The 12,741-nt window shown below is 69.5% G+C and carries 12 protein-coding genes and 1 pseudogene; 9 read left to right on the plus strand and 4 right to left on the minus strand.

The annotated features are described in order from the left end of the window. Nucleotides 1-108 precede the first annotated feature (108 nt). The 5 genes and pseudogenes from OO52_RS54805 to OO52_RS40735 form a co-directional block, all read left to right on the plus strand. Nucleotides 109-595 (plus strand): annotated as a pseudogene (locus OO52_RS54805) (helix-turn-helix domain-containing protein); the annotation flags it as partial. 888 nt (nt 596-1,483) lie between these two features. Beyond that, nucleotides 1,484-1,936, plus strand: a complete 453-nt coding sequence (locus tag OO52_RS48660) for a MarR family transcriptional regulator (protein WP_078611565.1) — start codon at nt 1,484-1,486, stop codon at nt 1,934-1,936. After that, nucleotides 1,933-2,244 (plus strand): replication initiation protein, RepL2, encoded by a 312-nt coding sequence (locus OO52_RS40725; protein WP_014669002.1) that lies wholly within the window; start codon nt 1,933-1,935, stop codon nt 2,242-2,244. Before OO52_RS48660 ends, OO52_RS40725 begins: the two co-directional genes overlap by 4 nt. 579 nt (nt 2,245-2,823) lie before the next feature. After that, a complete protein-coding gene (locus OO52_RS40730; protein WP_030656461.1) occupies nt 2,824-3,456 on the plus strand; it encodes a peptide deformylase in 633 nt (210 codons plus the stop codon). A 934-nt stretch (nt 3,457-4,390) separates the two neighbouring features. Continuing rightward, nucleotides 4,391-4,819 (plus strand): organic hydroperoxide resistance protein, encoded by a 429-nt coding sequence (locus OO52_RS40735; protein WP_030656463.1) that lies wholly within the window; start codon nt 4,391-4,393, stop codon nt 4,817-4,819. Nucleotides 4,820-5,190: 371 nt separating this feature from the next. On the opposite strand, the gene OO52_RS40740 is transcribed toward OO52_RS40735, so the two are convergent. Then, nucleotides 5,191-6,102, minus strand: a complete 912-nt coding sequence (locus OO52_RS40740; RefSeq protein WP_420711457.1) for an SGNH/GDSL hydrolase family protein — start codon at nt 6,100-6,102, stop codon at nt 5,191-5,193. Nucleotides 6,103-6,564: 462 nt separating this feature from the next. Here OO52_RS40740 and OO52_RS40745 point away from each other — a divergent pair, with 462 nt between their 5' ends. From OO52_RS40745 to OO52_RS40755, 3 genes are all read left to right on the plus strand, one after another. Further along, nucleotides 6,565-7,011, plus strand: coding sequence for a VOC family protein (locus OO52_RS40745; protein ID WP_030656466.1), 447 nt, complete (start codon nt 6,565-6,567; stop codon nt 7,009-7,011). A 100-nt stretch (nt 7,012-7,111) separates the two neighbouring features. Next, nucleotides 7,112-8,551, plus strand: a complete 1,440-nt coding sequence (locus OO52_RS40750; RefSeq protein ID WP_030656468.1) for a dihydrolipoyl dehydrogenase family protein — start codon at nt 7,112-7,114, stop codon at nt 8,549-8,551. Beyond that, complete coding sequence (locus OO52_RS40755; protein WP_030656470.1) at nt 8,548-9,150, plus strand: GOLPH3/VPS74 family protein; 603 nt, start codon at nt 8,548-8,550, stop codon at nt 9,148-9,150. Before OO52_RS40750 ends, OO52_RS40755 begins: the two co-directional genes overlap by 4 nt. Nucleotides 9,151-9,601: 451 nt before the next feature. Here OO52_RS40755 and OO52_RS40760 read toward each other — a convergent pair whose 3' ends face one another. From OO52_RS40760 to OO52_RS40770, 3 genes are all read right to left on the minus strand, one after another. Next, a complete protein-coding gene (locus OO52_RS40760) occupies nt 9,602-10,171 on the minus strand; it encodes a hypothetical protein (protein WP_196944328.1) in 570 nt (189 codons plus the stop codon). Between the two features lie 284 nt (nt 10,172-10,455). Next, nucleotides 10,456-11,220 (minus strand): MBL fold metallo-hydrolase, encoded by a 765-nt coding sequence (locus OO52_RS40765; protein WP_030656474.1) that lies wholly within the window; start codon nt 11,218-11,220, stop codon nt 10,456-10,458. A gap of 162 nt (nt 11,221-11,382) precedes the next feature. Then, nucleotides 11,383-11,991 carry a YbaB/EbfC family nucleoid-associated protein gene (locus OO52_RS40770; protein WP_106972155.1) on the minus strand — a complete coding sequence of 203 codons (609 nt, stop codon included), beginning with the start codon at nt 11,989-11,991 and terminating at the stop codon, nt 11,383-11,385. Between the two features lie 303 nt (nt 11,992-12,294). Between OO52_RS40770 and OO52_RS40775 the strand changes: the two genes are divergently transcribed. Then, the gene (locus OO52_RS40775) at nt 12,295-12,693 is read left to right on the plus strand and encodes a 6-pyruvoyl trahydropterin synthase family protein (RefSeq protein ID WP_030656478.1); all 399 of its coding nucleotides are present in this window, start codon (nt 12,295-12,297) and stop codon (nt 12,691-12,693) included. Nucleotides 12,694-12,741: the final 48 nt, after the last annotated feature.

Consider the following 12,741-nt stretch of genomic DNA (forward strand, 5'->3'; position numbering starts at 1 on the left):
GAAACCGACGACACCGTCCTGCCCACCGAACTCACCGCATAGCCTCAAAACGAGATCACCGAGTGGCCGTCGATACACCACTCCAGCGGACGTGACCCGGTTCACTAGAGCATGACGCTGTCTGCCATCGCGCAGATGCTGCACCGGCACGGCTTCAGCCACCAGGTCCCGGCCCGTCGAGCCATCGAGCGGGACGAGCAGGTCGTGGCGAGCTGGGTGAAGGAGATCTGACCGCAGGTGGAAGGCCCGTAGCGACGCTCAACGCCTGGCTGTGCCTCGAAGACGAAGCCGGCTTCTCGATGACGCCGCCCACTGTATGAACCTGGACCCATTGCGGACACACCCGTCACCGGGGGTTCAGGGACGCTCTCAGCGCCGCTACTCCGTCGCCGCTCTGGCCTGCTACACAAGCGCGGCGGCCGCCGCGGTTTCACCTGGACCGACTACCGCGACCTGCTCATCGCCGCGCATCAGCAGATCGGCGCACCCAGCGTGCTGGTGTGGGACAACCTCAACGTCCACGACGAACCCCGTCGAGGGCATCTGGCCCCTGCTGCGGCGCAGCAGCCAGGTCAGCCCTGCCTTCACCGATCCAACCGTCGGATGATCGAGGCGACTTCTCAGACGTGCGCGCTGCCTGATCACCCACCGACCGTCGGTCTCCGGGCGTTCCCGCTCGCTGATCCGACGTGGCTCTGCTGCCTGGGCGCACGCCCCCTCGGATGGGGCGAGGTTCCAGCTTCTCGGCGTGGGTGGCTTGGGTATCCCCGACGTGGTGCCTGAGGCATCGTCAACCGCTACCTGGCCGTGGCGGCTTCCCGAAATTCAATGACGTGGTTGAGCCGGGTGGGGGGCTGATGGAGACATACGCGCGCCTGGTCGTGCACGTACCGGTACGTCGTGGCTGACTTTCTGTGGTGCGGGAGCAGTGGGGGAGGGGGAGTACGCGATTGGTGTCACTGCACCCCGTTTCACGGGCCTGAGCCTAGTGCGGGAACCCCGTACGGCGCTTAGTTGTAGGTAAAGAGAGCGATGCGCTCAAAAGGGCTCTGACCTGCGGAAACAGGTGTCGGGACCCAGACCGTGGGAACTGCCAGGCAGTTCCTGTGACAGCAGAGGCGGATCCGTGGAACCGAGTGCCCAGTTCCGCGGATCGTGGCAGTCAGTTTCCCTGGACCGCTACCACGGTTGGGAGAACCGCCAGGCGGTTCTGAGGGACTGCCAGGCAGTTCCCAGGGACTGCCACCACGTCCACAGGAACTGAGTACCGCTGTTCTACAGCAGCGGTAGATTGACGTCAGGTACATCTCTCGGGCAGGTGCGGTCGGCGTCGAGGGGATCGCGAGGTGATCCCTTACGACAGACGACACGGCCGACAGGCGGAGTTGATTGACTTCCTGCTCATGTACGTTAGGTTCATGAGGGCGGCTCGAAGGCCGCCCTCAAGGAACAGCGCGGCAATGACCCATGCACGGAGGGCCTGTTGGGAGCAGCACGCAGACTGGTCGACGCCGACACGGGCGAGCCAGTCCTCTATGCGCCATATGCCTTCTCCGGCAGGCACACCCAGGTGGACAAAGCCAGGGTGGAGGCCATCACGGAATCGAAGGCCTTCACGCCCAGCCAGAAGTTCCTGGTTCTCTGGTGGATCGGCGTCTCTCCGGAGGGGATGGAGCCGTTGCGGGCCACGGGGGCCGACATCGCCAAACGGGTGGGCATGTCGACCGACGCCGTGGGGAAAATCAATAGAAAGCTGACCAAGCACCGCATCCTGGTTGTGCGTGGACGTATCGGAAATTACAACCTTTACCGCATCAGTCCTTACATCGCTTTCCACGGCACAGGGTTGGAGCAGCGTGAAGCGGTGAAATCATGTAATCCACCAGACATCCCGGGCTTCGACGAGAACACGCCAGCACGGTGGGAGGCAAAGTGACCAGCGACGACAGGCAGCAAAACCTCAGGCTGCTGGAGGCCACGGCCGGCATGACCGCCAACCAGCGCCTCGTCGTCATGCTCTACGCCCTGCACCCGACTGATCGCTCGGGCGCCGTCCTGGAAACCGCCGCTCAGCTGGCCAAGCTGGTCGGCATGGCGCCGCCCGTCTTCTCCAGGACGCGCAAGCAGGTCATCGAACTCGGGTGGCTGGAGCAGACGGAGAAGATCGGTCACATCAAGTACTACCGGTTGACCCCGGGGCAGCTGGGGGAGCGGGTCGTGGTCCCGTTCCGCCGGGCCACCTGAGACGCTCTGCGGATCGCGCTAGATGTACCTCACGTTAATGAGGTGCGATCCGTAGGACGCCTCTGCCTGTCGTCCTGACAATGGTCTGGTCCGTTGTCGTGCCGACGTTGCGGCCTGCCCTCCGCCCTGAGGGGGAGGAGACTGCGGGCTTTGGGTGGAGCGCTCGATGCGTACAAATCGGTCGAGTCTTCTCAAATAGACCCAACTTTCGAACAGTTCGATTCTTCGCTCAGAACGATTCTCCCGTAGCCGCTCTCGGAGCGCCGGAGACGTTTTTGCATTGAGGGCGGTCTCTCAGCGGCCCTCGGCATGGGCTCTGCCCCGCTGCGGACGACGCTCTCCGCCTGTGCCTCGGTGAGTCGTTCTCGCCCAGCGTGATCACGCGCCGCCTGCGCGATCGCCCGCTGCTTGCCAGATGCCTCCATTCCATGGTCCGGTGAACACCTCGAACACATGTGTGTGGGTTTACTGAGGCGGCGGATTCTTTGGATACGTGTCTCTATACTGACGTCGTGACCCATGTCGTATGCCGGAGGACGCACATGTGTCTCTTCCTCAAGTCATCCGAAAAGGTGAGACATGGAAAACCGTGAACTTGCCGACAGGGTCGCTCAGCTCCTCGAGAAGCCGGGGCCCCTCAGCATCGTCCAGGCCGGCGATCCCGTCCTTCGACAGAAGACGGCTTCCTACGACGGGCAGCTCGGCGACGAGGTGTTGCAGGACCTCGTCGGCAGAATGCGCGAGACGATGGAGAAGACCCACAACGCCGTCGGACTCGCCGCGCCCCAGGTCGGGCTTCCGCTGCGGCTCGCGGTGTTGGCGACGCCCGAGGCGCTCACCGCCCGGCTGATCGAGAGCGGGCAACAGCCCGTGCCGTTCACCGTGTTGATCAACCCTTCGTACGAAGCTGCGGGCGGACCGCAGGCGGTGAGCTTCGAAGGGTGCCTGAGCGTGGCCGGCTGGCAGGCTGTGGTGGCTCGTCCCGACCGGATCAGGCTGACCCGCGAGGACGAGACGGGACGGCGCCTCGTGGAGGAGCACGCGGGGCTCGGGGCGCGGATCATGCAGCATGAGACCGACCACCTTGACGGGGTGCTCTACCTCGACCGCGCCGAGCTGCGGTCCCTGTCCACGATGGAGCAGGTGGTGAAGCGGTGGGGCCCCGCCGGAGTGGCGGTCACCGCCGAGCAGCTCGGCTTCCCGCTGCCGTAACGAGCCGCCGCCGTACGGTCGTTGACCGCTAGCCTGTTCCATCAGGTCCTGGATGATGCGGCGTTGGGCGGTTCTGCGGCCGGAGGCCATGCACGATGTGATCGCCTTGCCGGCCGGCGTCTCCTTCCCGCAACTCCGGCGTCATGGCGGCGCACGGTCTCGCGGTGCGCCTCCAGCAGCCGGTGCGCCTCCGCCCACGCCGTCTCCAGCGCGTCGGTGGTGTGCTGCATGCGGGGTGGAGCGCCACGTCCGGGGCACGGCCCGGCACACCCCAGGTGTGGCGGGCCGTCTGGCTGGTCGGTCCCGACGCACCAGTGATTCCCGCACACGTGTGCCATCGGAATGGTTCACATCTGTGCGCCGGACGAGGGCGTCGGCGCGCGCGTCGCTTGTCGTGGCATGGACAGTCCGAGGATTGTGGCCCCGGGAGCGGTGGCGGGGCTCGTCGGTGGTGCCGGAATGGAAGACGAGGGCGTGCTGGTCGAACAGCGCCTGGTTCAGGCGGGCTTGGGGAGCCGGGGGAGTGGCATCGGCGGGCGGGACCGTGAGGTGACCGTCCTGTTCCGGGATTTCTGAGGCGCGCAAGACGACGTCGGCGCATCCGGGACTCGCGTGTACGGCGGCCGTCGGTGCCCGGCTGGGTCCTTCCGCGGTCACGCTGTCGCGCGTGATCCGGACAGCCCGGCGACCGGCGGTGGCCAGTGCGACACCTGTTGCGTAGGTCGCCGGCCAAGGGGCCGTGTCTCATCGGATCGTGCCCTCCCGGCGTGCTGCCTGCCGTTCATACCGACGTGCCACCGAAAGACATCAGTCACCGTCTTGACGGGTGACGCGAAGCCCTGCCATGATTACGTCACCACCTCAACCGGTGACACGAAAGTGTCCGGGAAGGAGGTGACCGAAAGCCTTTCGAGCCGGATGGGGAGCACCAGTCATGGCAGTCAGCTACACCGCGGTCGTCGACGTCGACGGAGAGGGCCGGAACGGCGGTCACGTTCGCTCCTCCGACGGTCTGCTGGAGACCAGCCTCGCCCTCCCCAAGGAGCTGGGCGGTGCCGGCACCGCGACCAACCCCGAGCAGCTCCTGGCCGCCGGCTGGGCCGCCTGCTTCCTCGGCGCCCTTCGCCGTGCCGCCACCACCCGCAAGATCCGGCTGACCAGCACCACCATCACGGCCGAGATCACGCTCACCCACGGCGACGACGGCGAGTTCTCCCTCTCCGCGGTCCTCAGCCCCGTTCTCGGCGGCGTGGACCAGGCCACCGCGGAGGAACTCGCGCACGCCGCCCACCAGATCTGCCCGTACTCCAAGGCCACGCGTGACAACGTCCCCGTCATCATCAAGGCCGGCGTCGCCGCCTGATCCCCCAGACCGCGGGTCCCGTGCCCCTTCCCCCGGTACGGGACCCGCTTTTCGGGCCACACCAGCACCGCCTACCCAAGAGCGAGGGCACGACATGGCCGCCATCACGTTCACATCCCGACGGACGGCCGGACACCGTCGCTTCGTCGACGGCAGGGTCTCCGCTCGCTGCGACGAGCAACCACCCCGGCGTGCCGGAAGCTCGACGGATCGGGCGTGGCCCGACGACACGCAGGTGTGGAACTGGGCGGAGAGCGCGGTGCTGTCGGGTTACGGCCCGGCGGCTGCGAGCTTCGCGTGACGACCCGGCCGGAGGGAGGAATGCCCTCCGCACGCCCGGCCGGATCGGGGACCGCGCTATGACATGGGTGTCAGTGGCGGCCGGTGTGACGAGGGAGGACCGCGTCGACGGCGTCGGCCATCGCGTTCTCACCCGTGGCATTCGGGTGCACCGGCGCCGCCGGCGTCTCGGGGGCGAAGGTCTCGATCCAGCGCTCGCCGGTCGGCTTGCACAGGTCGTGTCCGACAGTCGGCGTGTACGTGTTCACGTACCGGGCTCCGCCACGCCGCGCCTGGCGGGCCAGCATGGTGTTCAGCTCCTTCTCCTTGTCCCGGAGCCAGGCGAAGTCACCCGCGGCCAGTGGCACGCTCCTGCTGGTGCAGCCGACGCCGTCCTCGGGGAAGAGATCGGGGTAGCCGACCACGACGACCCGGGCGTGCGGCGCGCGGCGGTGGATGCCGCGCAGCACCTGCCCGACCTTCGGCGCGGTCCGGGCGATCGCGGCCGAGATCTCGTCCGCGCCGGTACCCGTGTAATGGGTCCGGCACGGGGCGCCCGCCGGGTCGGTGCCCAGCAGCTGGACGCAGGTGCCCAGCACGGTCGAGAAACCGATGTCGTTGCCACCGACGGTGAGCGTGACCAGGTCGGTGCCCCGGTCGAGAGCGTCCAGCTGCGCCGGCACACCGTCGGCCTGCGGAGCCGTCATGGCGGCGGTGGTGGCACCCGAGCAGGTGACATCCGTCAGGGTCGCACCGCGCGCCTCCGCGACCAGCGAGGGGTAGTTCCGGCTGGAGCGCAGGCAGGTCGTGTCGACCTGAGTGGGCACGAGCGGCGCGGAGGCGTACGAGTCACCGAGAGCGACGTAATCCAGCTTGTGCCGGCCCTCCGTGCCGGTGCTCGCCGCAGCGGTACCGGCGGGGGCGAGGGCCGCCCCGGCGGAGAGCAGTGCGGCACCCACCGTGAGTGCGCGTCCCGCGCGAGAGGTGGGAAACAGTCTCCTCAAGATCTGTCCTTCCGTGTTTCTGTCGGGTGGTGATCGGTCTTCGGACGCGGGCGGCGGCACATCCGTGTGAGGCCGAGCGCTCGCGTCGAGCCGTCCAACAGACACACGTATTCGGCGGCCGTCAGGTGCGGCCGACGACGGTCACGAATTGATCACCGGCGGGCGGGCCGGGACGCGGCACATGTGACCGCCGTCGAGACGGAGGGGCCGTAACACCCCGGCACCGGCGGCTTAAGGCCGTCAGTCACGGGGCCGACCAGGACACACCGTCAGGTGACTGATGCGGGACATGCCGCTCCCGGACGACAGTGAGGACGAACGCGGCGAGCGCCGGCATTCAGGTACGTGCTCGGCGCGTCCACCGCAGCGGGACCGCCGACGGCTCGGCCCGGGGCGGCGCAACACACACCACACCGCCCACAAACCCACCACCACATCCGAACCGAAAGCGAGATCACCACCATGGACATGAAGCTCGAAGTCGTCATCCTTCCCGTCTCCGACGTGGACCGCGCCAAGGGCTTCTACGTGGAGCAGTTGGGCTGGCGTCTGGACGCCGACTTCCCGATCAACGACGGCTACCGGATCGTGCAGGTCACGCCGCCCGGTTCCGAGTGCTCGATCATCTTCGGGGAAGGCCTCACCGAGCAGCCGGCGGGTACCCTCCACGGCCTCCAGCTGACCGTCACGGACATCGTCAAGGCCCAGGAGGAGCTGACCGGCCTCGGTGTGGAGGTCTCCGGACCGTTCCGTGACGAGACCGGTGCCTTCCACCACGCCGGTGACGCCCACCGGGTCCCGGGCCTGCACCCGGAGCGGGCCAGCTACGGCACCTTCGCCGCCTTCAAGGACCTCGACGGCAACGAGTGGTTCCTCCAGGAGGTCACCGAGCGCGCGCCCGGCCGCTGAGACCCGGCCCCGGCGCGGCCGACGACCCCGCCGCGCCGGGGCCGCCCACCTTCGGGCACCACGACCCCCACCCGACCGGCACGCATCCACCGGAGGACACATGCCGACCGAGAACATCCGGACCTACGACGTCATAGTGATCGGCGCGGGCCCGGTCGGCGAGAACGTCGCGGACCGCACCACCGCCGCCGGCCTGAGCACCGTGATCGTCGAGAGCGAACTGGCCGGTGGCGAGTGCTCGTACTGGGCCTGCGAGCCCAGCAAGGCACTGCTGCGGCCCGCCCTGCTCCGTGCGGACGCCATGCACGTACCGGGGCTCGACCCCGCCGTGAAGAACCCGCTGGACGTCGAGGCCGTCCTGGCACACCGCAATCGCATGTCCGCCGACTGGAAGGACGACGGCCAGGTCGAGTGGATCAAGTCGGCCGGCATCGACCTGCTGCGCGGCCACGGACGCCTGGATGGGGTTCGTGAGGTGTCCGTGCAGACACCCGACGGCGACACCGTCCGGCTTCGGGCCCGGCATGCCGTCGCGGTGTGCACCGGCAGCCGGGCGGCCCTGCCCGACCTGCCCGGCATGGACACGTTGCGGCCCTGGACCAGCCGGGAGGCGACCAGCGCCCAGCGGCCGCCGGGGCGCCTGGCGATCGTGGGCGCCGGTGTGGTGGGCGTCGAGATGGCCACCGCCTGGCAGGCCCTGGGCAGCCGGGTGACCCTGCTCGCCCGCGAGGACGGGCTGCTGCCGCGCATGGAACCCTTCGCGGGCGAACTGGTCACCGAGCGTCTGCGGGAGGCCGGTGCGGACGTACGGTTCGACGTCTCGGTCGTCGCCGCGCGGCGGCTGGGCGACGGCGACGTGCGGATCACCCTGTCGGACGGCGATGAACTCACCGCCGACGAGATCCTCTTCGCCACGGGCCGCGCTCCGCGCTCCGAGGACATCGGGCTCGGCACCGTGGGGCTCACCCCCGGCGACTGGCTCCCCACCGACGACAGCCTGACCGTCACCGCCGTCCCCGGGAACTGGCTGTACGCCGTGGGTGACGTCAACCGGCGGGCGCTCTTCACCCATCAGGGCAAGTACCAGGCCCGCATCGCCGGGGCCGTGATCGCCGCCCGTGCCCGGGGCGAGGAACTCGACACCGACCGCTGGGCCCCGCACAGCAGCACGGCCGACCTCGAGGCCGTCCCCGGCGTCGTGTTCACCGACCCCGAGGTCGCCTCCGTCGGTCTGACCGCGGCTCAGGCCGAGCGCGACGGTCGCGCCGTCGACGTCGTCGACTACGAGATCGGCCACCTCGCGGGTGCCGTCCAGTACCGCCCCGACTACCGGGGCCGGGCCCGCGTCCTCATCGACCGTGACCGCCACGTCGTCGTCGGCGCCACGTTCGTCGGACCGGGCGTCGGTGAACTGCTGTACTCGGCCACCGTGGCCATCACCGGGGAGGTGCCCGTCGAGCGCCTGTGGCACGCCGTACCGGCCTTCCCCACCATCAGCGAAGTGTGGCTGCGCCTGCTGGAGACGTGGAGGGACTCATGACCACCGCACAAGACCTCGCGCTCGTCGTCCTGGGGCTGCCGCCCGACCGGCCCGTGGGGCAGGGCGACCTGTCCCTCGCGCTGGCGGGGGCCGAGATGATCGATCTGCTGGAGAGCGGGGCGCTGACGCTGGACGACGAACGCATCGTTCCCGGCCCGCGGGTGGCGACGGGTGACCTCCTGCTGGACCAGGCGGCCGCCTCGCTCGCCCGGCAGGAGCCGTACGAGACGGTCGAGGACTGGCTGTGGCGCCGCGGCCGAGAACTCGCCGCGGCCTACGTCGACGACCTCGAGCGGGCCGGGCTCTTCGCCCACCCCCGGCGCCATGGCTTCCACCTGCGGTCCGGGCCGGCCGTGCCGGCGGACTCGCCGGAACACGCCCGAGCCGAGGAACGCCGGGAGTCCGGCGAGCCCGTCCTCGGTTCTCTGCTGGCAGCCGTGGGAATCGGGGCCGACCCGTCGGAAGAGGACGAGAGCGGAACCCCGGACGCGGTCACGACAGTGCTGGCCGCCGTCGGTGACGCGGTGACGCAACTGGAGGCGCTGCGGCTGCGGAGGGACGTCGAGAACGCCGCGTTCGACAACATGTGGCGGGGCTAGGAGCGACCGGTGGTCGGGCGTGTGTCGCCGTGGAGGGACCGCGACGCATATGAGCGAACGGGGCGGATTCCGCCATCGCGTTGACGCGACGGCCCGGCTGCCGGTCGGGACCCCGCACGGCGCCTGCCTTCGCCGGGGGCGCCGGCTCGTCGGACGCGGGGACGGCTCCGCGTGAACCTTTCGGCCCTGCCCGTCCGTGGACATAGGGAGACCGGAGGCAAACCACGGGGCGGGTCCGCCCGCCGGCGCGGTCATGGGAGAAGATGCGCTTGTGAAGATCGGTGTCGGGCTTTCCTGCGGGGGCCGCGAGGTGGGCCGCCGCGGCGTCGGCGGCATCCTCGGCGCACCGCCCGGAGGTGGCTCACCCGTCCCGCGTGGCGAAGGCCGCCACACCGGACACGTACCGGTGTCCGGTGGTCGGACCGCAGCCGGCGGGACGGGCGCACAGGTGTCAGCCGGCGGCGTCCGCAGTGGCGGGGGCCGGCTGCACCAGGGTGTACATGACGGAACGCTGCTGCTTGTGACGCCGGATGCGGCCCTTGGCGACCAGTGCCTCCAGGGTGTTGCGCACCACCTGCGGCGTGGGGTTGCGGTCCGGGTACTTCTCGAGCAGCTCGTCCCGCAGCTCCTTGGCCAGGCGCGGCTCGTCGTGGCCGGCGAGCAGATCCGCCAGCAGGTCCCCGAGCAGAGGCCGGTGCGACTTCCCCTTCGCACCGGCCTTCGCCGTCCTGCTCTTCGGAGCGGTCCCGACCGACGCCGAACGCCGCGAAGCGGCTCCGGAGCCGTGCTTCGCCTTCGCGAGGACCGGCTCGTCCTGCAACTGCTCGGGCAGACGTGACGGGTCAGCGAAGCCCTCGTACCGCTCGGCGAGGTTCAGGATGTCCGCCAGGAGGGCCTCCTCCTGCTTCAACACCCTGATCCTTTCCTCCAGCTCCTGCTGTCGCCGGCGGTTCTCCTCCAGGTCCGACGCGGCTTGTTCCACGTACCGCGACCGGAGCGTGGCGGCTGATTGGCTGGTCACAACCGTTCACTCCCTCGATATGGATGACGTTGCGCATGGTACCCACGCCGAGGGTCCCGTGCAGATAAGTGTCGACGCCAGACGGTTCGTCGGGCATGTTCACTGTTCACGATAAGCGCGATGTGCCCGATGCACGTAGCGAGCGCCGGCTTTTCGCCACGGCCTCCGGCATGTGACCGCCACCCGCACGAGGTTCCCCTCGAACAGACTGCCCAGTGAGTGTGTCGTCGAACCGTGCGCGGCCCGGTGGGACGCGTCGCGCCTCGTCCCACCGGTACCCGGGGTCACATCGCCGCGCGTTCCCGGGCGGTCAGGGCGGCCTTTGCGACCGAACCGTGGTGCACGGGTCCGTGGCCGGGCAGGACGGTGTCCGCGTCGATCGCCTCCAACGCCGCCAGGGAGTCGAGAGCCCTGGCACGGTCGGTGTGGAACATGTCGGGCAGCAGTTGCGGGCCGCTGATCCGGGACGTGGGGTGCGCGGTCACCAGGGCGTCACCGCTGATCAGGATGCCGCTGCCGGGCAGGTGATAGGCGCAGTGGCCCTTGGTGTGCCCGGGTGTGTGCACGGGAGTGGGGGCGCCGGGCAGGTCCAGGGCTCCCGGCACGGGGAAGGCCTGCGGCTCACGGACCGGCACATGGGTGGTTCCGCCCGCGCGCAGGGCGTGCACGGCCCACGGAAGCACGCCGGGCCGCCATGCCTGGGCGAGCACCTGTCCGACGGAAACCTGGTCGAGGAAGTCGCGGCGTGCGTGCGGCACCTCCTCGTGGTGCATGAGGACGGGCACGTCGTACGCGGCGCGCAGGTGTTCGGCCGCACCGATGTGGTCGTTGTGCGCGTGCGTGACCAGCACGGCGGCCACGGAACGCGGGTTCAGCCCGACCGCGTGCAGCGAGGCCAGCACGGCGTCGCGGTCGCCGGGATAGCCGGTGTCGATGAGAGTGCAGCTGTCGCCGTCCTTGACGATCACCCAGTTGGTGTTGCTGCCGGACACCGCGTAGACGTTGTCCTGGACACGGACGACGTCGTCGTCGCGCAGAATTCTCGGCATGGCCGTATGGCTCCTCGATGGAAGGCTGGGGGACCGCTGGGCCGGGGATCGGCTCGCACCAGCCTGAGCGCGGGACGACGGGACGAGGCCGTCGTTCCAGCGTTCGTAGCGGTCCGTCGGATCAGTGACCGTTGCTGTGGAGGCCGGGTGTGTGTTCCTCGATCACCGACGCCCCGCCGGCGTGGACGCGTCCCGGGAACCGCACACGGCATCGCACACGGCGTCCCTCAGCGCCGTGACGGCCTCGCGCAGTTCGGCCGGCAGGGGAGTGTGCGGGGAGGTGGAGCGAGTACCGGGGCGGCGGCCCCACAACGGTCTGGCCCACGCGGAGTCGTTGACCGGGACAGGGCCGACCGTCACCGCTCGGGCCTCCCCGACCAGGCGGCGCCAGCACACGGACGGTGCCTCACGGATCGCCTCCGGACTGCGCGGTTCGCCCTCGCCCGCGCCTTCCGCGGCCACCGGCAGACGGATGTTCGCGGCCGTCAGCACGGCGGTGGCGCGGGCCGCGAACTCGGCACGGGCGGTCGTCAGAGCCTCCAAGACGCTGTCGCCCAGCTGGGGGGCGGCCAACTCGCGAAAACGCCGGCTGACGAAGTGGACGCCCGCCGCGCGGCCGTCGGCACCCACGGTGACCTCCACGACACCGTCCTTCGAGCACGCCGTCACCGACAGTGCCCTCATCTGCTCCTGAGCCCTGTTCAGCACACCGTGCTGCTCGGCGAAGTCAGCAAGGATCTTCTCCAAACGGCTCCCCGGTGGCCTGTCCATCGTCCTCCTCTGCCGGTGAAGCCACCCGCAGGCGGCATGACCTCGAAGCGGCCGGGCGGGCCGCGTTTGCCGCGGACACGTTCCGGGCGTCTGCTCGCGTCCGGACCCGGCGATCTCCGAGGGCGGAACCGGGCCGTGGGGCCTTCAGACACATGATGGACACGAGCCGAGGGCGCACTTGGTTCACATGCCGGGGAACCGGAAACGTCGTTCTCTCGTCCGCGGCCAGGTATGAAAACATCTCCGTCACGGGTGCGTCGGGTATCCGGTCGTGCCCGTCCGCGGACCCACCTTGGAGGACTCTTGTTCAGCATCACCGTACGTGACCACATGATGGTCGCCCACAGCTTCCGGGGTGAGGTCTTCGGGCCCGCACAGCGGCTGCACGGTGCGACGTTCGTCGTGGACGCGACGTTCCGGCGCCCCGACCTGGACGACGACAACATCGTCGTCGACATCGGTCTCGCCACCACGGAACTCGGCAAGGTGGTCGGCGCGCTCAACTACCGCAACCTCGACGACGAGGAGCAGTTCCAGCAGATCAACACCTCGACGGAGTACCTCGCCAAGGTGATCGCCGACCGTCTGGTCGAGCAGATACACGCGGGGGCGCTGGGGGAGGGAGCCCGGGGGATCCGCGAGGTGGCCGTGACGTTGCACGAGTCGCACATCGCCTGGGCGTCCTACGAGCGGCACGTGTGATCGGCACGTGAGGGCCCGCGCCGCCGAGGGGAGCGGTGGCGTGGGCGT

The sequence above is a fragment of the Streptomyces flaveolus genome (genome assembly GCF_000716535.1).
Taxonomy (GTDB): Bacteria; Actinomycetota; Actinomycetes; order Streptomycetales; family Streptomycetaceae; genus Streptomyces; species Streptomyces flaveolus_A.